The sequence below is a fragment of the Vitreoscilla filiformis genome (assembly GCF_002222655.1).
GTDB lineage: Bacteria > Pseudomonadota > Gammaproteobacteria > Burkholderiales > Burkholderiaceae_C > Ideonella > Ideonella filiformis.
Genome location: NZ_CP022423.1, coordinates 1,941,207 through 1,962,257, shown reverse-complemented (window position 1 = coordinate 1,962,257; position 21,051 = coordinate 1,941,207). Strand labels below are relative to the sequence as shown.

24 protein-coding genes are annotated in these 21,051 nt (G+C 63.8%); 17 read left to right on the top strand and 7 right to left on the bottom strand.

Translation table 11 applies throughout. The features are described 5' to 3' along the window. Entirely contained in the window at nucleotides 1-822 is an 822-nt protein-coding gene (locus VITFI_RS09350) for a TatD family hydrolase (protein ID WP_089416720.1), read from the bottom strand. A gap of 108 nt (nucleotides 823-930) precedes the next feature. On the opposite strand from VITFI_RS09350, the gene VITFI_RS09345 reads away from it, so the two are divergent. After that, nucleotides 931-2,181: a hypothetical protein gene (locus tag VITFI_RS09345; RefSeq protein ID WP_089416719.1), complete on the top strand. Its 1,251-nt coding sequence runs from the start codon at nucleotides 931-933 to the stop codon at nucleotides 2,179-2,181. 5 nt (nucleotides 2,182-2,186) lie between these two features. Here VITFI_RS09345 and VITFI_RS09340 read toward each other — a convergent pair whose 3' ends face one another. The 6 genes from VITFI_RS09340 to xseA all read right to left on the bottom strand — a co-directional run bounded on the left by VITFI_RS09340 (nucleotide 2,187) and on the right by xseA (nucleotide 8,274). Further along, nucleotides 2,187-3,701 carry a tripartite tricarboxylate transporter permease gene (locus tag VITFI_RS09340; protein ID WP_089416718.1) on the bottom strand — a complete coding sequence of 505 codons (1,515 nt, stop codon included), beginning with the start codon at nucleotides 3,699-3,701 and terminating at the stop codon, nucleotides 2,187-2,189. A 19-nt stretch (nucleotides 3,702-3,720) separates the two neighbouring features. Beyond that, a complete protein-coding gene (locus tag VITFI_RS09335) occupies nucleotides 3,721-4,188 on the bottom strand; it encodes a tripartite tricarboxylate transporter TctB family protein (protein WP_089416717.1) in 468 nt (155 codons plus the stop codon). Next, nucleotides 4,185-5,627: a sensor histidine kinase gene (locus VITFI_RS09330; RefSeq protein ID WP_089416716.1), complete on the bottom strand. Its 1,443-nt coding sequence runs from the start codon at nucleotides 5,625-5,627 to the stop codon at nucleotides 4,185-4,187. Before VITFI_RS09330 ends, VITFI_RS09335 begins: the two co-directional genes overlap by 4 nt. Then, a complete protein-coding gene (locus VITFI_RS09325) occupies nucleotides 5,624-6,301 on the bottom strand; it encodes a response regulator (RefSeq protein WP_089416715.1) in 678 nt (225 codons plus the stop codon). Before VITFI_RS09325 ends, VITFI_RS09330 begins: the two co-directional genes overlap by 4 nt. A gap of 147 nt (nucleotides 6,302-6,448) precedes the next feature. Next, nucleotides 6,449-7,030 (bottom strand): superoxide dismutase, encoded by a 582-nt coding sequence (locus tag VITFI_RS09320; RefSeq protein WP_089416714.1) that lies wholly within the window; start codon nucleotides 7,028-7,030, stop codon nucleotides 6,449-6,451. 62 nt (nucleotides 7,031-7,092) lie between these two features. Next, nucleotides 7,093-8,274 (bottom strand): exodeoxyribonuclease VII large subunit, encoded by a 1,182-nt coding sequence (xseA, locus tag VITFI_RS09315; protein WP_089416713.1) that lies wholly within the window; start codon nucleotides 8,272-8,274, stop codon nucleotides 7,093-7,095. A gap of 1 nt (nucleotide 8,275) precedes the next feature. Here xseA and VITFI_RS09310 point away from each other — a divergent pair, with 1 nt between their 5' ends. The 16 genes from VITFI_RS09310 to glnL all read left to right on the top strand — a co-directional run bounded on the left by VITFI_RS09310 (nucleotide 8,276) and on the right by glnL (nucleotide 21,038). Continuing rightward, nucleotides 8,276-8,962 carry a MotA/TolQ/ExbB proton channel family protein gene (locus VITFI_RS09310; RefSeq protein ID WP_232476548.1) on the top strand — a complete coding sequence of 229 codons (687 nt, stop codon included), beginning with the start codon at nucleotides 8,276-8,278 and terminating at the stop codon, nucleotides 8,960-8,962. 13 nt (nucleotides 8,963-8,975) lie between these two features. Then, nucleotides 8,976-9,437 carry an ExbD/TolR family protein gene (locus VITFI_RS09305; protein ID WP_089416712.1) on the top strand — a complete coding sequence of 154 codons (462 nt, stop codon included), beginning with the start codon at nucleotides 8,976-8,978 and terminating at the stop codon, nucleotides 9,435-9,437. Then, nucleotides 9,434-10,537 (top strand): tetraacyldisaccharide 4'-kinase, encoded by a 1,104-nt coding sequence (gene lpxK / locus VITFI_RS09300; RefSeq protein WP_089416711.1) that lies wholly within the window; start codon nucleotides 9,434-9,436, stop codon nucleotides 10,535-10,537. Before VITFI_RS09305 ends, lpxK begins: the two co-directional genes overlap by 4 nt. Beyond that, a complete protein-coding gene (locus VITFI_RS09295) occupies nucleotides 10,534-10,734 on the top strand; it encodes a Trm112 family protein (protein WP_456300717.1) in 201 nt (66 codons plus the stop codon). Before lpxK ends, VITFI_RS09295 begins: the two co-directional genes overlap by 4 nt. After that, nucleotides 10,731-11,510 carry a 3-deoxy-manno-octulosonate cytidylyltransferase gene (gene kdsB, locus VITFI_RS09290; protein WP_232476546.1) on the top strand — a complete coding sequence of 260 codons (780 nt, stop codon included), beginning with the start codon at nucleotides 10,731-10,733 and terminating at the stop codon, nucleotides 11,508-11,510. The genes VITFI_RS09295 and kdsB overlap by 4 nt, the downstream gene beginning before the upstream one ends. A 148-nt stretch (nucleotides 11,511-11,658) precedes the next feature. Further along, nucleotides 11,659-12,315, top strand: coding sequence for an adenylate kinase (adk, locus tag VITFI_RS09285; protein ID WP_089418071.1), 657 nt, complete (start codon nucleotides 11,659-11,661; stop codon nucleotides 12,313-12,315). Between the two features lie 99 nt (nucleotides 12,316-12,414). Then, a complete protein-coding gene (locus VITFI_RS09280) occupies nucleotides 12,415-12,720 on the top strand; it encodes a hypothetical protein (RefSeq protein WP_198301392.1) in 306 nt (101 codons plus the stop codon). Between the two features lie 73 nt (nucleotides 12,721-12,793). Beyond that, nucleotides 12,794-13,081 (top strand): H-NS histone family protein, encoded by a 288-nt coding sequence (locus VITFI_RS09275; RefSeq protein WP_089416710.1) that lies wholly within the window; start codon nucleotides 12,794-12,796, stop codon nucleotides 13,079-13,081. Between the two features lie 36 nt (nucleotides 13,082-13,117). After that, on the top strand, nucleotides 13,118-13,933 hold the full coding sequence (locus VITFI_RS09270; RefSeq protein WP_232476545.1) for a TIGR00266 family protein: 816 nt from the start codon (nucleotides 13,118-13,120) through the stop codon (nucleotides 13,931-13,933). A gap of 87 nt (nucleotides 13,934-14,020) precedes the next feature. Then, nucleotides 14,021-15,043, top strand: a complete 1,023-nt coding sequence (locus VITFI_RS09265) for a YncE family protein (protein WP_198301391.1) — start codon at nucleotides 14,021-14,023, stop codon at nucleotides 15,041-15,043. After that, nucleotides 15,027-15,833, top strand: a complete 807-nt coding sequence (locus VITFI_RS09260) for a polysaccharide deacetylase family protein (protein ID WP_198301390.1) — start codon at nucleotides 15,027-15,029, stop codon at nucleotides 15,831-15,833. Before VITFI_RS09265 ends, VITFI_RS09260 begins: the two co-directional genes overlap by 17 nt. Continuing rightward, on the top strand, nucleotides 15,830-16,843 hold the full coding sequence (locus tag VITFI_RS09255) for a sterol desaturase family protein (protein WP_089416708.1): 1,014 nt from the start codon (nucleotides 15,830-15,832) through the stop codon (nucleotides 16,841-16,843). Before VITFI_RS09260 ends, VITFI_RS09255 begins: the two co-directional genes overlap by 4 nt. Nucleotides 16,844-16,890: 47 nt before the next feature. Then, nucleotides 16,891-17,676 carry a competence/damage-inducible protein A gene (locus VITFI_RS09250; protein ID WP_089416707.1) on the top strand — a complete coding sequence of 262 codons (786 nt, stop codon included), beginning with the start codon at nucleotides 16,891-16,893 and terminating at the stop codon, nucleotides 17,674-17,676. 224 nt (nucleotides 17,677-17,900) lie between these two features. Next, entirely contained in the window at nucleotides 17,901-19,316 is a 1,416-nt protein-coding gene (glnA, locus tag VITFI_RS09245) for a type I glutamate--ammonia ligase (protein WP_089416706.1), read from the top strand. 73 nt (nucleotides 19,317-19,389) lie between these two features. Then, nucleotides 19,390-19,929: a hypothetical protein gene (locus tag VITFI_RS09240; RefSeq protein ID WP_198301389.1), complete on the top strand. Its 540-nt coding sequence runs from the start codon at nucleotides 19,390-19,392 to the stop codon at nucleotides 19,927-19,929. Continuing rightward, on the top strand, nucleotides 19,926-21,038 hold the full coding sequence (glnL, locus tag VITFI_RS09235) for a nitrogen regulation protein NR(II) (protein ID WP_232476543.1): 1,113 nt from the start codon (nucleotides 19,926-19,928) through the stop codon (nucleotides 21,036-21,038). Before VITFI_RS09240 ends, glnL begins: the two co-directional genes overlap by 4 nt. The last annotated feature ends 13 nt before the right edge of the window (nucleotides 21,039-21,051 follow it).

Below are 21,051 nucleotides of genomic sequence, written 5' to 3'. Positions count from 1 at the left end.
TCAATCATCAGAAAAAAAAGCGGCCAGCCGGGGCAATGCGGCCCGGGCGTTGGCCGTCGTGATCACGGCAGTTTGTGCCAAGCTCCAGCCGCGCAGTGTGGCCAGAGTCTGGGCAATGGCGGGCAACTCAGCGGGCTCGTTGCGCTGCTGGGCCCCGCCCTGCCGTTCGGCAGCGGTGCGGTAGCGCCATTGGGGAGGGATGTCCGGCGCATCGGTTTCCAGCACGATGGCCTCAGCCGGCAAGTGTGTGGCCAGACGCCGCAAGTGAAGCGCCCGCTCGAACGTCATCGCCCCACCCAGACCCAACTTGAACCCCAAGTCGATCAACTGCTGGGCCTGTTGTGCGCTGCCGTTGAACGCATGGGCCACTCCGCCCGGAACGCGGATGCGCCGCAGCGCCGCCAACACGGCGTCCACCGATTGGCGCACATGCAGCAGCACCGGCCAACCGTGCTCGCGGGCCAACTTCAACTGAGCCTCCAGCAAGGCGACTTGCCGCCCTCGATCGGCGTTCGGCACCCCAAAATCGAGCCCAATTTCGCCCACTGCCACACAACGCACATCCTCTTGTGCAATCACCAGCGCACGGGCCAGTGCTTCAGCCGCATCGTCTCCGGCGGCGTCCAACCACATCGGATGGGTGCCCAAGGCGTAAGCGCCCCCGGCCATGAACGCCGCTTGGCGCGTCGCGGCAAACCCTGCGGGCCACACGGCGGGCACCACCAAGGCCCGGACGCCTTGTTGGTGCGCCCGTGCGATCACGCCTCCCCGGTCGTCGTCAAACTCGGGGGCGTCCAGGTGGCAATGGGTGTCGATCCACATGCGGGCATGTTCGCACAAGGCCCTGGGTGAACAACTGATTTACAGTCCCGCCCTTGCTTCTCACACCATCTGGCCGATCGGGCCCGCGAACTTGAAGGATTTTCCCGCGTGAGACAACTCATTCTGCACATCGGTACCGAAAAGACCGGCACCACCAGTCTCCAGAACGATCTCTACCGCAACCGCGCCCACTTGGCAGCGCACGGGGTGGGTTTGCTCACACATGCCGATCAGCCCAACAACCGCCGGGTGGCCTCCTACGCCCGCCTGCGGCCCGCCCACGAAGGTTATGACTTGGCTTTGGCTCGCCTGGGCACCGATTGGCGCGAGCAAATCCAAGCGGCGATCCGTGCCGATGTGCAGCAACTTCCCGCCTACATCCACACCTTGATCGTCACTTCGGAGCATCTGCACTCGCGGGTGGTGACGGTCGAGGAAGTGCAACAGGTGGCACAACTGTTCGCAGGTCTGTTTGAGCGAGTGCGGGTGGTGGTCTACTTGCGCCGCCAAGACAAGCTGGCGGTCAGCCTCTACAGCACGGCACTGCGCGATGGCTGGACGCACACCACCCCCTTCCCGCAGAAACAACCCGCCGCACAGGACGTGTACTTCGATTACGAGCAACTCCTGTCGCGCTGGGCGACGGTGTTCGGCGCCGACGCGATGGTGGTTCGACGCTTTGAACGCTCCGATTTTGTGGGAGGCACCCTGCAAAGTGACTTCTTCCACGCCTGTGGGCTGCCCGATGTGGTCGAGGGTTTCACGCCGGGCGTGCAACAAAACGAGTCGCTGACGGCCACGGTGGCGGCCTGCATCTTGTCCTTCAACCGCACCATGGAGCGCATGGGCATTCCCCGGGAGGCTCCGCAAGCCGCCAGCCTGCGGGGACAACTCATCCAAAAACTGACCCCGCTGTTCCCGCACGGAGGGCCCACGGTGGCCCGTCAAGAAGCGTTGGCCTTTTTGCATCACTTCCAGGCGAGCAATGCCCGCGTGGCGCACCGCTGGTTTGATCGTGATCATCTGTTCGGCGATGAGATGACCCACTACCCGGAAACGCTGCCGAACATCCAAATCCCACTGGCCGCGATGGATGTGATGCAGCCGCTGTTGCTCCAGGCGATGCAAAAACATGGGCTGCCGCCCGCGCAAGATCCGCAACACAAGATGCTGCGCATGCTCAATGCCCTGCGAGACATTCCGTTGAAAGGGTTGGCCCCCGCAGGCACGGTGCGCCGCGTTGGTTTGGCGCTTCAGCAACAGTTGCCCGAGCTGTCACAGCGCTTGCTGGCCGTCAGCGATCAGATGCGCGCCGCACAGCCCCCCAAACCGCCCGCACCGCCTGCGGCGAAAGCGTGAGGTTGTCAATCCGCTTCGTGGAAGGTTTGCTCCCGCTGTCGTCCGATGGCGGGCACCAAAACCACCACCATCATCAGCACCGCCACAGCCAGCAGACCTGCGGACAATGGGCGCGTCACAAACGTACCCCAGTCCCCGCGTGACAGCAGCAGCGCCCGCCGCAGGTTTTCCTCCATCATCGGCCCCAGGATGAACCCCAGCAGCAACGGCGCCGGTTCGCAGCCGAGCTTGAAAAAGCCGTACCCGACGAGGCCAAACAAAGCGGCCATGTACACGTCAAAGTTGTTGTTGTTCAGGGTATAGAGGCCAATGCAGCAGAAACACAGGATGGCCGGGAACAGCAGCCGGTAAGGCACCGTCAGCAGCTTGATCCAGATGCCGATCAGGGGCAGGTTCAGAATGACCAGCATGAAATTGCCCACCCACATGGATGCAATCAGCCCCCAGAACAGCTCTGGGTTGCTGCTCATGACCTGGGGGCCGGGCTGAATCCCCTTGATCGTCATCGCACCGACCATCAATGCCATGACCGCGTTGGGCGGAATGCCCAGCGTCAGCATGGGAATGAAGCTGGTTTGAGCCCCGGCGTTGTTGGCCGACTCAGGCCCCGCCACGCCTCGGATGTTGCCCTGCCCAAACGGCACCTCACCTGGGCGGCCCCGGGTTTTCTTTTCCACCGTGTAGGCGGCAAAAGATGCCAGCAGCGCCCCGCCCCCCGGCAGCACACCCAGAATCGACCCCAAGCTGGTGCCGCGCAGCACCGCAGGGAAAGCGTCACGCACGTCTTGCCATGTCGGCCACAGACCTTTGACGTCCTTGGTGAACACCTCTCGGTGCTCAGCGGGGCGGCTCAGATTGGCGATGATTTCTCCCAGCCCAAACACACCCATGGCGATGGTGACAAAACCAATGCCGTCGGTCAGCTCGGGGATGTCAAAGCTGTAGCGCGGCACACCAGAAATCACGTCGGTGTTGATTTGCCCCAGCAACAGCCCCAGCACAATCATGGCCACCGCTTTGAGCAACGAGCCCGAAGCCAGCACCACGGCACCGATCAACCCCAGGGTCATGAGTGAAAAGTACTCCGCTGGGCCGAACTGAAAGGCCAGCTCGGTCAGCGGGGGCGCAAAGGCCGCGATGATGAGCGTGCCCACGCACCCAGCAAAGAACGACCCCAGCCCCGCCGCCGCCAGTGCCGCACCCGCACGGCCTTTGCGGGCCATTTGATAACCATCAATCGCCGTCACCACCGAGCTGGATTCCCCCGGCACGTTGATCAGGATGGCCGTGGTCGAGCCCCCGTACTGTGCGCCGTAGTAGATGCCGGCCAGCATGATCAGGGCAGGTACGGCGTCCAGCGCGTAGATGCTGGGCAGCAGCATGGCCATGGTCGCCACCGGCCCCAGGCCCGGAAGCACCCCGATCAGGGTGCCCAGCAGCGCACCCATCAGGGCATACAGCAGATTGTTCAGCGTCAGCGCGGTCTCGAACCCCAGCGCCAAGTTGGAAAGGATGTCCACAGTGGGTTCTCCTGAAGGGTCAGAGTGGCTGGCTCAACGCGGGCAGCACAGGAATCGTCAGCTTCAGCCCAACGACAAACACCAGGTACGACAACAGCGTCAACACTCCTGCATTGAGCAGCGCCGATCGCCAAGAAAACTCCTCGCTGGCCCAACTGGAAATCAGCACCAACAAGGGCAAGGCCACCACCAGCCCCCCGCGTGGCAGCACGATGCCAAACACCAGCACCGCCCCCAGCACAACCCACAGAGGCCGCCAAGCGAATGGGCCCAGCGGCTCACCATCGGAGGTGTCGAGTGTCAGGGCCTTGATGGTGATCACCAAGCCCAGCAGCGCCAGCAGCACCCCCAACCCCAAGGGGAAATAACCCGGCCCGGGTCGCGCAGAACTGCCAAAGGCATAGGACGACGCCCCCCACGCAAATGCGCCCCCCACGAGCATGAACATCACGCCCGACCAGAAATCTTTCTGGCTCTTGATCCTCATTGACTCTCTCCTCGCAAAACCCCGTCTTGGCTGTCGTCACTCAGCCAAAGTGTGAAACGCAACCCCGCCAACTCGGGGCGGCTGACCGCTTCAATGCGCCCACCTAGGCGCAGCATGACCTCACGCGCAATGGTCAAACCCAGGCCGGTGCCCCCGTCGTTGCGCAAATCCGCCCGTTCGCCCCGCCAAAACGGTTCAAACACATGGCTCAACTGTTCAGGAGCGATGCCGGGGCCATCGTCCTCCACCTCAATGCGTGCGCCCCCCTCCGGGCAGCCCTGCACGCGCAGGGTGATGTGGGGGCCGCCATAGCGCAAGGCGTTGTCCAGCAGGTTGTTCACCACCTCGCCCAGCCACAGCGGATGCGCCCGCGCCCACACTGGCGCCTCTGGGGCTTCGAGTACGACTTGCCGCCCCTGGCGCAATCCTTCCAGCACCAGCGGCTCTGCGCACTCCCGCACCAACGGCACGACATCCAAGCGCCGATGCTCAGCGCTCACCGACAGCGCCGTCTCCGAACGCGCCAAACTGAGCAATTGCCCGATGAGCCGGCTCAACCGATCGGTGGCCCGCCCCAACTGCGACAGCAACGGTCGCCACGCCTCGCCGCTCGCCGCTGCGGTGCCGTGTTGAAGTTCGGCATCCAGGGCTTGCGCCAGCACCCGGATGCCCGCCACGGGCGTGCGCAACTGATGGGCCGCATCGGCAACAAAACGACGCTGGAGGGCGATGGCCTGTTCCATGTCGGCCAGCAAGGTGTTGATGCGCTCGATCAAGGGCACGGCTTCCTGGGGCACGCCTTCCAGCGGTAAGGGGCGCCAATCGTTGGCCGGGCGGCGCTCGACCTCGGCAGCCACGTCCCGCAAGGGTTGCAGCCCGCGTCCGATGCCCCAGCTCAACAACCCAAACGTGACGACCCCCAGCGCCAGCGCCGGCATGACAATGACCAGCAGCAAATCCCGCATCAGCCCAATGCGGCGCCGGGTGGTTTCCACCACGATCACCGACACCATGCGATCCAGCATCGGCGAGCTGACCGAGAACACCACCCCCCGCACCGCTTCGCCATTCATTTGGGCATCAAACAAACGTGGCTGGCTCAGGCTGGCACGCAGCACCATGGCGTTGGGCACGGGCACGCTGTCATCACCGGCCAGGGCGTTGCCATCGGCATCGACCATGGCGAAGCTGTTGCGGTCGTCCAAATCCCAGCTCAGCAGCTCCATGGTTTGGCGGCTCAAATCCAGCAGCGGCCCCCGGTCTGACCAGGTGACTTTGCTGGCCAGCGCGCTGACCTCGTCTTGCAACCCCCGGTCAAACGCCAAGTTGGCACTGTGACGCGCCAGCCAGTAGGCCCCGGTGGCCGCCGCCAGCAGCCCCAGCAACCAGATCCACGCCAGCGGCTGGAGCAACTGGCTGCGCACGCTGGTCGGGCTCATGCCGCTGGGGCCTCAATCTCCATCAGGTAACCAAAACCGCGCACCGTGCGGATCATCACCCCCAGCGGCGAAAAGCGCTTGCGCAAACGATGTACGTACACCTCGACCGAGTTTTCGCTGAAATCGGCCTCCCAGGTGGAAAGGCGCACCACGATCGATTCCTTCGTCACCACCCGGCCCGCTTTGTGCATCAGCATCTCGGTCAGCGCCAACTCACGCGGGCTCAGCGGCACGCGCTCGCCGTTGAAAGTCAGCTCTCGGTGCGCCAAATCCAGCGCCAGCCCGCCAAAGCGGATGACCTCCTCCAGCCGCCCTTCCGCCCGGCGCTTGAGCGCCCGCACCCGCGCCAGCAACTCCGGAACATCGAAGGGTTTGACCAGGTAATCGTCCGCGCCCGCATCCAGGCCGCGCACGCGATCGCCCAACTCATCGCGGGCCGTCAACAGCAGCACGGGCATGCGCACGCCCTTGGTGCGCCACTGGCGCAACACGTCCAGCCCATCGCGGCGGGGCAGCCCCCAATCGAGGATGCACAGGTCGAAGCGATTGAGCAGCCCTTCGCTCAATGCCTGCTCGCCATCGGCCAGCACGTCCACCTGCCAGCCCTCGCGCTCCAGGCTGCGCGCCACCCCCAAGCTCAGCGCCGGATCGTCTTCCACCAACAAAATTCGCATGGGCCGGGCTCCGTTCTCGCTCGCGTTGTCAGGTTTCGTTGAGGTTCGCCGGGGCGCGAGCCTACCAAAGACTGACAGCACCAACAAAAAAGCCGGCGCGAACGCCGGCTGCTGGGCAAGGGGCTGACGGGCGCGTCAGCCGCAAACTCAGGCGAAGTTGGCCTGGGCAAACTCCCAGTTGGCCAGCGAGTTCAGGAAGGTTTCCACGAACTTCGGACGCAGGTTGCGGTAGTCGATGTAGTAGGCGTGTTCCCACACGTCCACGGTCAGCAAGGCGGTGTCACCCGTGGTCAGCGGGGTGCCGGCGGCGCCCATGTTGACGATGTCCACCGTGCCGTCGGCCTTCTTCACCAGCCACGTCCAGCCCGAACCGAAGTTGCCCACGGCGCTCTTGGTGAAGGCATCCTTGAAGGCGGCGAAGCTGCCCCACTTGGCGTTGATGGCGTCGGCCAGGGCGCCAGTGGGCTCACCGCCGCCGTCTTTCTTCAGGCAGTTCCAGAAGAAAGTGTGGTTCCAGATTTGCGCGGCGTTGTTGTAGATCGGGCCCGAGGACTTCTTGACGACGTCTTCCAAAGCCGCGTCGGCAAACTCGGTGCCCACGATCAGGTTGTTCAGGTTGACCACATAGGCGTTGTGGTGCTTGCCGTGGTGGAACTCCAGAGTTTCACGGCTCATGTGTGGTGCCAGGTCATCCAGGCCGAAGGGCAGAGCGGGCAAGGTGTGGGACATGCGAATTCCTTTCGGTGCGTTTCGGTGCGGTCAAAGACGCGGCGGATTGTAGGCAGCGCCCCTTAATCCGAGCGGCCAGCGGGGCTTGGGACGAGCTGCTGCACTTGCACGTCCGCTTGACCATCGGCCCAGACCGCTCGCAGCGTCTGCCCCGGCTGAACGTGCCGCACCGACAACACCGGCGCACCGCCCGCATCCTCCATCCAGGTGTAACCCCGGGCCAGCACATGGCGCGGATCGAGCGTCTGCACACGCGCCTCCCAGTGGTTCAGCCGTTCCTGCTGGCGCCCGACCCAACGTGCAGGCTCGCGCAGGCGCAGCGCCAGCACATCGAGTTGCTGCGCAGCCCGTTCCAGTGGCCGCTGCACCGCCCGCGCCAGCCGATCGGCCAATGCCTGCAACCGTTCCAGCCCTCGCTCGGTGGCGGGAACGGCCATTTCGGCGGCAGCCGTTGGTGTAGGGGCGCGCACATCGGCGGCCCAATCCACCAAAGTCACGTCGGTTTCGTGCCCCACTCCAGCGATCACGGGAACGCGGGCGGCTGCCACCGCACGCACCACGGGTTCGGCGTTAAACGCGGCCAAGTCTTCGGCACTGCCACCGCCCCGGCACAGCAGCAGCACCTCGACATCCGGCCAGGCTTGCGCCTGCGCCAAAGCCTCGACCAGCGACGCCACCGCGCCCGCCCCTTGCACTTGCGTCGGCACCAGCACCACGCGGACGTGGGGCGAACGCCGCGCCAAGGTGGTCACCACATCATGCACAGCGGCGCCTGTTGCCGAGGTCACCACCCCGACACAGCGCGCAAACGCTGGCAACGGGCGTTTGCGTCGGGGGTCGAACAGGCCCTGCGCCTCCAATGCGGCTTTGAGCCGCAGGAACTCGTCGAACAACGAACCGGCCCCGACACGGCGCACGCTCTCGACCACGAGCTGCAACTCACCACGAGCGTCGTACACCGACAGCCGGCCACGCACTTCCACCTCGATTCCTTCGCGCATGGCGAAATCCACCAGCGCAGCGGCACGACGAAACATCACACATCGCAGGCCAGCACTGCCCTGGCTGGCGTCTTTCAGCGTGAAATAACAATGCCCGCTGGCCGCCCGGCTGAACCCGCCGATGTCCCCACGCACGGCCACGCTCGGGAAGCGCACCGCCAGCGCATCGGACACCGCCAACAGCAGCGCTGACACCGACCACACGCGCCAAGCGGTTTCAGAACTGGTCTGGCTTCGATCCATAATGTTTCGATCCGCGCCCTCGGAAGGCGTGAGTTTGGAAGAGGTTGCTTTGTTTTCCATCGTACAAGCCGCTGGCTGGCCGATCTGGCCGTTGATTTTCTGCTCTGTGATCGCCCTGGCCTTGGTGCTGGAGCGGTTGGTGTCCTTGCGCCGCGCACGCATCGCCCCCACCGGGCTGGTGACCGAGGTGATTGGCGTGTGCCGCGCCGGCATCCCCGGCCCGGAGGTGATCGACAAACTCGCCGCCAACTCCCTGCTCGGCAAAGTGCTGGCCGCTGGCTTGCGCCAAGCCACCCGCACCAATGACCCGGAGTTGCTGCGCCGGGCGTTCGAAACCGCTGGCCGTTCCGCCGCGCATCAACTGGAGCGCTACTTGAACGCACTGGCCACCATCGCCACGGCGGCACCCTTGCTGGGCCTGCTGGGCACGGTGATCGGCATGATCGAAATTTTCGGCGCGCAAGCCCCAGGCAGCAATGGCACCAACCCGGCGCAACTGGCGCACGGTATTTCGGTGGCGCTGTACAACACGGCTTTCGGCCTGATGGTGGCGATTCCTTCGCTGATGGCACACCGCTACTTCCGCAGCCGCGTCAGTGGCCTGCTGCATGACATGGAACAGGCCGCCGACCAACTGCTGCACCGCCTGGTACACCCCCAACTGGCCCCCAGCCAGCCCAATCGCTGAGTGCCTGGCCACCATGAACTTCCGCCGCCCCGAGGCTGAAGAGCCTGAGATCAACCTGATCCCCTTCATCGACGTGCTGTTGGTGGTGATCATCTTTTTGATGCTCTCCACCACCTACTCCAAGTTCACCGAATTGCAGGTCGAACTGCCTGTGGCCAACGCCACGCCGCTGGCCAACAAACCTGCCGAAATCATCGTCGCTGTGGCTGCCGATGGGCGTTATCAGGTGGATCAACAGCGCGTCGATGGTGCCAACGTGGACACCTTGACCTCCGCTCTGCGCAACGCGGCCCAGCAGCGCAAAGAGCCCGTGGTGGTCATTTCGGCTGACGCCACCGCCGCCGTCCAATCCGTGATGAACGTGCTGGATGCGGCGCGGCGCGCCAATCTGCCCCACGTCACCTTCGCCACGCAACAAGGTGGCGCCTTGGCCGGAGGGGCGCCCCGCACGGCTGCGGCCAGCAAAGCACGGTGAGTTTGCGCTGGCAGCAAGCCTTGCAACGTGCTTGGTGGCACCCAGGCGAATCGGCCTGGAGCTTGGCACTGCGCCCGCTGTCTTGGCTGGTGCGGGCCGTGGTGGCAGGGCGCACCTGGCGCCAATCTCGCCCCGACGCACAAGCCCGTTTGGTCGAGCAGCGACGGGCCGCTGGATTGGACGCCTGCCCCATCCTGGTCGTCGGCAACCTCATCGTCGGCGGCGCGGGCAAAACCCCAACGACGCTGGCCCTGATCCGATGGCTGCAAACGCAAGGCTGGCATCCGGGTGTGGTGTCACGCGGGTATGGGCGGCGCGGCACGGGGCTGTGTGATGTCGGCCCCACCACCCCAGCGACGGAATGCGGTGATGAACCCTTGCTGTTGCACCGCCGCAGCGGTGTCCCGGTGTGCGTGAACGCCGATCGCCTGGCAGCGGCACAGCGACTGCGCGAGCTTCACCCCGATGTCAATGTGATCGTGGCAGACGATGGTCTCCAACACACCCGCCTGCCACGCGACGCACAACTCATCGTGTTCGACGCCCGAGGCATCGGCAACGGCCATGTGCTGCCCGCTGGCCCGCTGCGCCAACCGTGGCCCGACACGCCCCCCGCCCGCTCCTTGGTGATCTACAACGCCGATGCGCCCAGCACCCCTTGGCCCGGCCACCTGGCCCGGCGGCGATTGGCGGGCGTGGTGGCGCTGGACACCTGGTCATCCAGCCAACGCCAACCGCCACAGGCCGACACGCTGCACGCCCTGCAAACGCGCTCACGCACCCATCCGGTGCTGGCCGCAGCGGGGCTGGCCGAACCCGAGCGCTTTTTCACCATGCTGGAACGGCAATGGGGTTTGCACATCGTGCGCCACCCCCTGCCCGATCACGCGGACCTCAGCGCCCTCACCTGGCCGGACGGGGTGGACGATGTCATCGTCACCGAAAAAGACGCTGTCAAACTGATGGCGATGGCGTCCACCCCAGGGCCTCGCATCTGGGTGGCACCGTTAGACTTCGAACTTCCTGACGCGGTGTCCGCGCAGTTGGCCGACTGGCTGATGCCCTGGCACCCTCCCTCTTCTCGCTCTGCCGCTCCATGACGATCGATCACCGCCTGCTGGATTTGCTGGTCTGCCCCATCTGCAAAGGCCCCCTGACACTGCTCCGCGACCCCGCCGGCCAACCGGCTGAGCTGGTGTGCCCGGTCGATCGCCTGGGCTACCCGATCCGCGACGGCATCCCCGTGATGCTGGATCACGAAGCCCGTGCCCTGCCCCCGGACGAGGAGCTGGCATGAGCATGGCCCCCGTTTCGTTTTGCGCCCTGATTCCGGCGCGGCTGGCCTCGACCCGCCTGCCCAACAAACCCCTGGCCGATCTGGGTGGCAAACCGATGGTGGTGCGCGTCGCCGAGCAAGCCCTGCGCTCGGGTGCGCAGCGCGTGGTGGTGGCGGCGGACGATCCGACGATCGTGACAGCGTGTGCGGCGCACGGCATCGAAGCCGTGCTCACCCGCACCGATCATCTCAGCGGCAGCGACCGCCTCGCAGAAGCCTGCACCCTGCTGGGTCTGGATGGCGACGCCCTGGTCGTCAACGTCCAAGGGGATGAACCGCTGATCGACCCGGCGCTGGTGCGCGCTTGCGCCGAACTGCTGGCCGCCCACCCCGAATGCGACGTGGCCACAGCCGCCCACGCCATCGAATCCCCCGCCGACTTTGCCAACCCCAACGTTGTCAAGGTGGTGCTGGATCAGCAGCAGCGGGCGCTGTATTTCAGCCGGGCACCCATCCCGTGGTGGCGGGACGGTTCCCAAGCCGGTACCCCCGCCCTGCCGACCCCAGCCATCGGGGCTGCGCTGCGCCACATCGGGCTCTACGCCTACCGGGCCGGTTACTTGCGTCGCTTCCCGCAACTCAGCCCGGCGCCGCTGGAGCAACTGGAGTCTTTGGAGCAATTGCGCGTGCTGTGGCACGGTGGCCGCATCGCTGTGTACACGGCTGGCACAGCCCCTGCGCCAGGGGTGGACACCCCTGAAGATTTGGCCCGCGTGCGCGCCTTTTTCCCCGGGTAATTCCCGCCGGAGCGCCCTGTGGCACGTCAGCAGAACGCAGGGTTGTGCATGCTATCCTGACTAAACTTCTGGGTGCTGTGGCGTGCGCCGCTTGGCACCGCAACCGCTGGGCAAGCGGGTGCAAAAAATCACCAAACTGAGGCAATTCATGCGACTCATTCTTCTGGGCGCTCCTGGCGCCGGCAAAGGCACGCAAGCCAATTTCATCTGCCAAAAATTCGGCATTCCGCAAATTTCCACCGGTGACATGCTGCGCGCCGCCGTCAAGGCCGGCACCGAGCTGGGCTTGGCCGCCAAGAAGGTGATGGACGCGGGCGGTTTGGTCAGCGATGACATCATCATCGGCCTCGTCAAAGAACGCATCCAGCAAGCAGACTGCGCCAACGGCTTCCTGTTTGATGGCTTCCCCCGCACCATCCCCCAAGCTGAAGCCATGAAGCAAGCCGGCGTGAAGCTGGATCTGGTGCTGGAAATCGACGTGCCCGATGAAGCCATCATCGAGCGCATGAGCGGTCGGCGCGTGCATGTGGCTTCGGGCCGCACCTACCACGTCAAATACAACCCGCCCAAGCAAGCCGGCAAGGACGACGTGACGGGCGAAGAACTCATCCAGCGCAAGGATGACGAAGAAGCCACCGTGCGCACCCGCTTGGACGTGTACCAAAAGCAAACCCGTCCGCTGGTGGACTACTACAGCCAATGGGCCGCCACGGGTGACGCCCAGGCTCCGCGTTATCGCAAGATCGCTGGCCAAGGCAGCGTGGATCAAATCACCGCTCGGGCGCTGGAAGCCCTGGCGAACTGATTTTTCAGCGTTTCCCCTCTTTCGGGGACTCCCTCATCTCTGGTGGGCTGCCTGCGGGCAGCCCGCTTGCTTTGGACGACATTGTGGTGCGATGCGATAATGTCGTGTTTGCGCGGTGCCCCTGACAGGCGCTGCGCCCCGACATGCTTTGACGATCACAAGGAGGTCATTCTGGCCAAGGAAGATCCCAAGACCGCCATCGACCCGAACGGGTTGCGCTATCGCTCCAAGGTGGCAGGTTCTCCATTTTCGGCAACAGGTGCGTTTGGCGCGGCGACCATGTCGTGCTTTCTGTGCGGCAAACACCGCCCCCGTGCGCACCTGAAAACCCGCAAACTCCTGGGGAAGGCCCAGGCCGTGTGTGCGCCGTCGTGCAAAGAGCTCGACGAACTGCTGCGTTCCTGACCCCTGCCCTCACCGTTGGCCGCTCTCCAGGCGGCCTGTTTCTTTCTGCTCGTTTGTTGTGTTCGACTGTCCCATGGACGTCTCTTCCAATGCTTCGCTCAGCCGACGTGAGCGAGCCGCTGTGGTCGCCCGCATCACGGCCCTGATGGAGTTCTGGCACATTTCGCTGGACGAAATTGCCCGTACCCCCACCCCCGTTCGCCCTGCGGCGCCCCGTGTCATCAAATACCGTCACCCCGTTAGCGGGGAAACCTGGGACGGCCAAGGCCAACATCCTGAATGGTTGCGCCAAGCGTTACTCAAAGAAGGTTGGCGCGTTGACGAGCTCAAGCCCGCCAACCAAAACTCTACCGAACATTGAAGCCCCTTTTCACCCTCGGAGTTGATTCTCATGGCCATGGACGACGTTGATTTCGAAATCAAAGGCTCGGAAATGCAGTTCGTCGAAATCGAACTCGATCCGGGCGAAGCGGCCATCGGTGAAGCCGGCAGCATGATGTTCATGGACGCAGGCATCGACATGGACACGGTGCTGGGTGACGGCGCCAAATCCTCCGGCGCTGGGGGTTTCTTCGGCAAACTGATGAGCGCCGGCAAGCGCCTCATCACCGGTGAATCCCTGTTCACCACCGTGTACACCAACGAAGGGAACAGCAAATTGCGCGTGGCGTTTGCTGCGCCGTACCCGGGCAAAATTTTGCCCATGAACCTGCGCCAACTCGGCGGCACGCTGGTTTGCCAAAAAGACTCGTTTCTGTGCGCAGCACGCGGGGTGAGCGTGGGCATCCATTTCCAGCAAAAACTGTCGGTGGGATTCTTCGGCGGTGAAGGTTTCATCATGCAGCGCCTAGAGGGCGATGGGTTGGCCTTTGTACACGCCGGCGGCACGGTGTTGCGGCGGGAGCTGCGCCCCGGCCAGTCCTTGCTGATCGATACGGGGTGCGTCGTCGCGCACACGCCGGATGTCGATTTTGAAATTCAATACGTCGGCAAAATCAAAACCGCCCTGTTCGGCGGGGAAGGTCTGTTCTTGGCCAAGATGACCGGGCCGGGCACGGTATGGCTGCAAAGCCTGCCGTTCTCGCGCTTGGCCAGCCGCATTTTTGCTGCCGCACCGCAGGCCGGCGGTTCTGCCCGTGAAGAGGGCTCCGTGCTGGGTGGATTTGCCGCTGGCGGCTTGCTCGGCGGTGTCATCGGTGGGGACAGGGACTGACCCGCATCAATCGGTTCACACATCCTTCAGATAGCGCAAGATCGAATCCGTACACTGCCCGCTTCCCGATTGACACGGCGTGCATTTGTGAACAGCTTCATCCCCCGTTTTGCGAGCCTGCGGCCCATCGCAGCGCTGGCGCTGGCTCTGGCCTCTCCCCTCCTCCAAGCCGCCCCGCCGGCTGCGCCGACCCACCCGATTTTTGTGCTGAACTCGCTGGATGCCACGGTCAGCGTCATCGATCCGGGCACGTTCAAAGAACGCACCCGCTTGCCCGTCGGCAAAGAGCCGCACCACATCTACCTGACGCCCGACCGCAAGTCCCTGCTGGTGGCCAATGCGGTGGGCGACACACTGACTTTCATTGACCCGGTCAACGCCACGATTCAGCGCACGCTCACCGGTATCGTCGATCCGTACCACCTGCGCTTCTCGCCGGACATGAAGTGGTTCGTCACCTTGGCCAACCGCCTCAACCATGTGGACATCTACCGCTGGCAACCCGAGGATGCCAAGGAGCCGATGAAGCTGGTCAAGCGCATCCCGACCGGTAAAACGCCCAGCCACCAGTGGATTGACTCCAAGAGCAGCGTCATTTACGCCTCCATGCAAGACAGCAGCGAGCTGGTGGCCATCGACATCGCCACGCAAAGCATCCGCTGGCGCGTCCCCACTGGCCAGCTCCCGGCCGATGTGTACCTCACCGCCGATGACCGTTACCTGTTCGTCGGGCTGACGGGAGACAAATTCGTGGAGGTGTATGACGTGTCCGTGTCGCCTGGCAAGTTGGTGAAGCGCATCGAATCCGGCGAGGGCGCGCACGCTTTCCGCGCTCTGGGTGACAAGCGCCACATTTTCGTCAGCAACCGCGTGGCCAACACAGTGTCGCTGCTCGACACGCAAGCCATGACCATCGTGCGCACCCTGCCCGGCCCGGGTGGCCCGGATGACATGGAAGTCATGGCCGATGGCAAAACCTTGCTGCTCAGCTCACGCTGGATCAAGAAAGCCACATGGATCGACATCGAAAAAGGGCAGGTGATTCGCCAAGTCGATGTGGGCCGCTCGCCGCATGGCATCTACACCCTGGACCATGCCCCGCGCCAGTGACGGATGGCGCTGGGGCGGCGCTTGGCTGGCCAGCGTGATGCTGGCCGGAGCCGCTCAAGCCGCTTGTGAGCGCCCGGTTTACCTGACGTTCGACACCGGCCACATGGGCGTGGCCGATCTGATCGCCCAGGTGCTGCGGCGCCAGGGTGTGGTGGCCACCTTCTTTTTGGCCAACGAACGCACCCGCACCGAGGGCAGCAGCCTAGACGACGTCTGGTCGTCTTGGTGGAAAGCCCGCGCCGCAGAGGGCCACCTGTTCGCCTCTCACACGTACGATCACGTTTACTGGCAGGCCGATCTGCCGGACGGACGGTTTGCCGTGCGCCCCAGCGCAGGGCCGTCCGCCGGGCAGCGCTTCACTTGGACAGCAGCCGATTACTGCCAGGAACTGGGCCGCAGCGCCCAGCGTTTTCAAGCCATGACCGGCCAAGCCATGGCCCCGCTGTTCCGTGCGCCCGGCGGCAAAACCTCACCCGCCCTGCTGGCAGCGGCGCAACGCTGCGGCTGGCGCCACGTCGGTTGGGCCGACGCGGGTTTTCTGGGTGACGAACTGCCCAGCGACCGCTACCCGAACGACCGCTTGCTGCGCCAAGCCCTGGCCCGCATCCGCCCGGGTGACATCTTGATGGCCCATCTGGGCATTTGGTCACGCCAGGAACCTTGGGCGCCAGCGGTGCTCGAACCGCTGATCGTGGGCCTGAAACAACGGGGCCTGTGCTTCGCCACCTTGCGCGAGCACCCAGACTACCGAGATGGCCTGATCTCCCATCCGCACGCACCTTCTCCATGAATCCGCTCGACACCCTCGCCACCTGGTTTGACAACGCCCGGGGTTGGTTGTTTGAAACCGCCATTCAACCCGCGCTCTACACATTGGGGCAGGCCAATTACCTCTCAGATGCCTACGACGGCACCGGCTGGCTGTTGGTCGGCCTGCTGCAACTGCTGGTGCTGGCGAGCGTCATCGGCCCCTTGCAGCGCTGGCGCCCCATCGAAGCCCCCGTTCGGGATTCGGCCCAACGAGCCGAGCGCCGCCATGCCATCGCCATGGACGTGATTTACACCTTGCTTCACCGCCTGGGGGTGTTGCGGGTGCTGCTGTTTTTCAGCGTCGACCCATTGTTCAACCACCTGTTTGGCTGGCTGGCCGTGCAAGGCGTGGACGGTTGGCACTTGGATCAGTGGATCGCTCCGCTGTGGCCTGGCGTCACAGACACCGCCCTGGTCGGCTTCCTCGCCTATTTGCTGGTGTTTGACTTTGTCATCTACGGGATCCATCGGGCACAGCATCAATGGGAATGGTGGTGGGCCTTGCATGCCGTTCACCACAGCCAGCGCCACATGACGATGTGGACAGACAGCCGCAACCACCTGCTGGACATCCTGCTTGTGGACATGCTGTTCGTGCTCGTCGCCCGCGTCATCGGTGTGCCGCCGGGGCAGTTTGTGTTTTTGGTGGCGCTGTCTCAGTTGATTGAAAGCCTGTCACACGCCAACGTGCGGCTGTCTTTCGGCTGGCTGGGGGCGCGTTTGCTGGTGGGGCCAAGCTACCACCGCTTGCACCATGGCATCGGCATTGGTCACGAAAGCCACGGCTCGGGCACGCTGGGTGGGCACAACTTCTCCATCCTGTTTCCGATCTGGGACATCCTGTTCGGCACCGCGTGTTTCCAAACCCACACCGGCGCCACCGGCATCCGCGATCAGCTTCCCCACGATGGCCAACCGGGCCGCGACTATGGCCGAGGCTTCTGGGCCCAGCAACGCTTGGGTCTGTTGCGCATGATCGGGCGCGCCTGAACGGCTTCAGGCATCCTTGGGGTTTTGTGTGACTCAAGGATGCCTGCATGCCCTTCGGACTCCTCATCATCGGCGACGAAATCCTCTCCGGGCGCCGCCAAGACAAACACATGGCCCGCGTGATCGAGCTGCTGGCCGCACGCGGCCACGCGCTCACTTGGGTGCGCTACGTGGGCGACGACCGCCCCCGCATCACCGCCGCCCTGCAAGATGCGCTGTACGGTGACGATGTGGTGTTCTGTTGCGGCGGCATCGGCGCCACCCCCGACGACCACACCCGCCAGTGTGCGGGCCTGGCCAGTGGCCGTGTCCTGGCGCTGCACCCCGAAGCCAAAGCCCTGATTGAAGGCCGGATGCGCGCCATGGCTGCCGAACAAGGCAAAGCGTGGGATCCCGAGCATCCGGACAGCCTGCGCCGTCTGGAGATGGGGGTGTTCCCTGAAGGCGCTCGCATCATCCCCAACCCCTACAACCAAATTCCAGGTTTCAGTTTGGGGCGGGTGCATTTCGTGCCGGGTTTTCCGGTGATGGCCCACCCCATGATCGAATGGGTGCTCGACACCGAGTACGCCGACCTCATCCCCTCTGCTCATGAGGAACATGCGCTGTACGTCTATGGTGCATTGGAGGCCACCTTAACCCCGCTGATGGAGCGCATTGAGGCCGAATTCCCGGGCATCCGAGTCTTCAGTTTGCCCAGTGTGGATCACCCTCAGCGGGGGCGGCACATCGAGCTGGGTGTCAAGGGAGAACCCACTTTGGCCCGCCAAGCCTTTGCTGCCCTGCAAACGGGTTTGCAAGCTTGGCCGGACTTCAAAATCAGCACCAATTAAGTGCAATATCACCAAGAACCAACATGGTGCATATTTGCACCATGTTGGTTCGGATTACTTTCCTCCCCTGATCTGGCACAAGGGTTCACGATGGGGGAGATCACCAGAAATGGGCACGCTTTCTGCTATATTGATCTGGCCGTGGCAGGCGGTACCCAGGTGGGTGCAGCCTGCCAACGACTCACAGAACCCTGTTGACAACTGATCCGCCAGGAGCCTTTTGAATGGCCAAGACCGTCGCCGATGTGATGCAAATGGTGAAGGACAACGACGTCAAGTTCGTTGACTTCCGCTTCACTGACACCCGTGGCAAAGAGCACCACGTTTCTGTGCCCGTTTCCGCTTTTGACGAAGACAAGTTCGTTTCGGGCCATGCCTTTGACGGTTCCTCGATCGCTGGCTGGAAGGGCATCGAAGCCTCGGACATGCAGTTGATGCCTGATCCGAGCACCGCCAACATCGACCCGTTCTTCGAAGAGCCAACCCTGATCCTGAGCTGCGACGTCATCGATCCGGCTGACGGCAAGCCCTACGAGCGTGATCCGCGCTCGCTGGCCAAGCGCGCTGAAGCCTACATGAAGGCGTCGGGCCTGGGCGATGTGGCCTACTTCGGCCCGGAACCCGAGTTCTTCGTGTTCGACAGCGTTCGCTGGGGCAACGAAATGGGCGGCGCCTTCTTCCAGATCGAATCGGAAGAAGCTGCTTGGAACACCAGCAAAGACTACGAGCACGGCAATAAGGGCTACCGCCCGACCGTCAAGGGTGGCTACTTCCCGGTTCCCCCGGTCGATTCGGGCCAAGACATGCGCTCGGAAATGTGCCTGCTGCTGGAGCAAATGGGCATTCCCGTCGAAGTGCATCACCACGAAGTGGCCAACGCTGGCCAGATGGAAATCGGCACCAAGTTCAGCTCGCTGGTGGAGCGTGCGGACTGGGTTCAGCTGCAAAAGTACATCATCGCCAACGTGGCTCACGCCTACGGCAAGACCGCCACGTTCATGCCCAAGCCCATCGTGGGGGACAACGGTTCCGGCATGCACGTCCACCAATCCGTGTGGAAGGACGGCAAGAACCTGTTCGCCGGTGACGGCTACGCCGGCCTGAGCGACTTCGCGCTGTACTACATCGGCGGCATCATCAAGCACGCTCGTGCGCTGAACGCCATCACCAACCCGGGCACCAACAGCTACAAGCGTCTGGTGCCGGGCTTCGAAGCCCCGGTGAAGCTGGCTTACTCGGCCAAGAACCGCTCGGCCTCGATCCGCATCCCGTACGTGGCCAACCCGAAGGGCCGTCGCGTGGAAGCTCGCTTCCCCGATCCTTCTGCCAACCCGTACCTGTGCTTCGCAGCGCTGCTGATGGCCGGTCTGGACGGCGTGGAAAACAAGATCCATCCGGGCGAAGCCGCCACGAAGGATCTGTACCACCTGCCGCCGGAAGAGGACAAGCTGATCCCGACCGTGTGCCACAGCCTGGATCAGGCTCTGGAGTACCTGGACAAGGATCGTGCGTTCCTGACCAAGGGTGGCGTGTTCACCGATGCCTACATCGACGCCTACATCGATCTGAAGATGCAGGAAGTCACCCGCTTCCGCATGGCCGTGCATCCGGTCGAGTACGACATGTACTACGCTCTGTGATTCTTGTAAGAATCCAGTGACGAGCAGGGGATGGCAGTGCCATCCCCTTTTTCATTCGCACACAATCTGCGGCATGAAACATCTCACTGACCCTGTGCGCCTGGCTGCCTGTGGCGGGCTGGTGATCGCTCTGGCGGGTTGGGCTGTCCCTGTGACAGCTTGGGCCCAAGCTTCTGCGGTTTACTACGTCTGCCCGGGCAATGTTTTTACCAACACCCTCACCCCCCGTGAAGCGGATCAGCGCGGCTGCAAAACCCGCGAAGCTTCTTCGCCCACGGTGATCAGAATGGCCCGCCCCGTGCGCGCTGAAGGATCGACCGGTGCCAGTGGCCCCCCCAGCGCCGGTGGCAATCCGAACACCCGCGTGCAGCAAGCCGAGCAACGCGCCCGGGACAGCGACGCCCGCCGCATCCTCGAAGAAGAACTGCGCAAAGAGGAAGCCACCCTCGAAGCCATGCGCAAGGACTACAACAACGGGGAACCCGACCGTCGCGGTGACGAACGCAACGCCCAGAAATACCTCGATCGCGTCGCCGAGATGAAGGCCGCCATCACCCGCAAGGAAGCGGACATCGCCGCCATCCGCCGGGAACTCGCGAAATTGCCATCTTGAAACTCACGTCTCACGCTGCCTCGCGCACCCTGTCCGCTACGTTTGGCCCCAAGGACTGGGAGGCGTTTGATCACCTGGCCACCATGGTGGCCATGGTCGATCCGGAAGGGTGCTGCCTGTTCGTCAACGCAGTGCTTGAATCGGTGATTGGCCTGTCGCGCCGCACCCTGACGCGCCGCACCCTGCTCGAATGGGTGCGCGAACCCCTCACCTTGCACGAAGCCATCCAAGCGGTGGCGCACAACGAGTTTTCCACGCGCCGTTTTGAAACGGCACTGCGCCGGGCCGTGGGCGGCAATGGCGAACCGGTGCCGGTGCTCATCATCGTCAGCCAAACGGAGCACAGCCACACGCGCATCTTGGTCGAGATGATCGAGATCGAGCAGCAGACGCGCCAAGACCGCGAAGAGCGCGCCATGGGCCAAGCGCAGATCACCAAGGAGCTGATCCGCAACCTGGCGCATGAGATCAAAAATCCGCTGGGTGGCATCCGGGGCGCGGCGCAGTTGTTGGCGCTGGAGTTGCCCTCACCGGAGTTGATCGAATACACCCAGGTCATCATCCACGAGGCGGATCGGCTGCAAACCCTGGTGGATCGGCTGCTGGCACCGCATCGCAAACCGCATGTGGTGGGCGACGTCAACATCCATGAAGTGTGTGAGCGCGTGCGCTCGCTGACGCTGGCCCAGCACCGGCGCGGCTTGCAGATTGTGCGGGACTACGATGCTTCGATCCCCGAATTCCGGGGTGACCGCGAGCAACTCATCCAGGCGCTGCTCAACATCGTGCAAAACGCGGCTGAAGCGCTGGGAGAGCACATCGAACGCGGGGACGCCGCCATTGTGCTGCGCACCCGCGTGGCCCGGCAGGTGACCATCGGTAAACAGCGCTTCCGTCTGGCATTGGAATTGCATGTTCAGGACAACGGACCGGGCGTCCCCGAGGGTCTGCGAGAGCGTATCTTTTACCCGCTGGTGTCGGGGCGGGAAGGCGGCTCCGGCCTCGGACTCACACTGGCGCAAACCTTCGTGCAACAGCATCAGGGCACGATCGAATGCGAAAGCGAGCCAGGACGCACGGTGTTCAAAATCGTGATCCCGTTGCCCTGACGCAAAGACTGAC

Excerpts from the sequence above, each read along its gene's own strand:
- VITFI_RS09295 (WP_456300717.1), top strand. The coding sequence starts at position 10,534 with ATGACGATCGATCACCGCCTGCTGGATTTGCTGGTCTGCCCCATCTGC.
- VITFI_RS09240 (WP_198301389.1), top strand. The coding sequence starts at position 19,390 with ATGAAACATCTCACTGACCCTGTGCGCCTGGCTGCCTGTGGCGGGCTG.
- VITFI_RS09270 (WP_232476545.1), top strand. The coding sequence starts at position 13,118 with ATGGACGACGTTGATTTCGAAATCAAAGGCTCGGAAATGCAGTTCGTC.
- xseA (WP_089416713.1), bottom strand. The coding sequence starts at position 8,274 with ATGGATCGAAGCCAGACCAGTTCTGAAACCGCTTGGCGCGTGTGGTCG.
- VITFI_RS09325 (WP_089416715.1), bottom strand. The coding sequence starts at position 6,301 with ATGCGAATTTTGTTGGTGGAAGACGATCCGGCGCTGAGCTTGGGGGTG.
- VITFI_RS09275 (WP_089416710.1), top strand. The coding sequence starts at position 12,794 with ATGGACGTCTCTTCCAATGCTTCGCTCAGCCGACGTGAGCGAGCCGCT.
- VITFI_RS09330 (WP_089416716.1), bottom strand. The coding sequence starts at position 5,627 with ATGAGCCCGACCAGCGTGCGCAGCCAGTTGCTCCAGCCGCTGGCGTGG.
- VITFI_RS09250 (WP_089416707.1), top strand. The coding sequence starts at position 16,891 with ATGCCCTTCGGACTCCTCATCATCGGCGACGAAATCCTCTCCGGGCGC.
- kdsB (WP_232476546.1), top strand. The coding sequence starts at position 10,731 with ATGAGCATGGCCCCCGTTTCGTTTTGCGCCCTGATTCCGGCGCGGCTG.
- glnA (WP_089416706.1), top strand. The coding sequence starts at position 17,901 with ATGGCCAAGACCGTCGCCGATGTGATGCAAATGGTGAAGGACAACGAC.
- VITFI_RS09320 (WP_089416714.1), bottom strand. The coding sequence starts at position 7,030 with ATGTCCCACACCTTGCCCGCTCTGCCCTTCGGCCTGGATGACCTGGCA.
- VITFI_RS09280 (WP_198301392.1), top strand. The coding sequence starts at position 12,415 with ATGTCGTGTTTGCGCGGTGCCCCTGACAGGCGCTGCGCCCCGACATGC.
- VITFI_RS09255 (WP_089416708.1), top strand. The coding sequence starts at position 15,830 with ATGAATCCGCTCGACACCCTCGCCACCTGGTTTGACAACGCCCGGGGT.
- VITFI_RS09305 (WP_089416712.1), top strand. The coding sequence starts at position 8,976 with ATGAACTTCCGCCGCCCCGAGGCTGAAGAGCCTGAGATCAACCTGATC.
- VITFI_RS09335 (WP_089416717.1), bottom strand. The coding sequence starts at position 4,188 with ATGAGGATCAAGAGCCAGAAAGATTTCTGGTCGGGCGTGATGTTCATG.
- adk (WP_089418071.1), top strand. The coding sequence starts at position 11,659 with ATGCGACTCATTCTTCTGGGCGCTCCTGGCGCCGGCAAAGGCACGCAA.
- VITFI_RS09310 (WP_232476548.1), top strand. The coding sequence starts at position 8,276 with ATGTTTCGATCCGCGCCCTCGGAAGGCGTGAGTTTGGAAGAGGTTGCT.
- VITFI_RS09260 (WP_198301390.1), top strand. The coding sequence starts at position 15,027 with ATGCCCCGCGCCAGTGACGGATGGCGCTGGGGCGGCGCTTGGCTGGCC.
- VITFI_RS09350 (WP_089416720.1), bottom strand. The coding sequence starts at position 822 with ATGTGGATCGACACCCATTGCCACCTGGACGCCCCCGAGTTTGACGAC.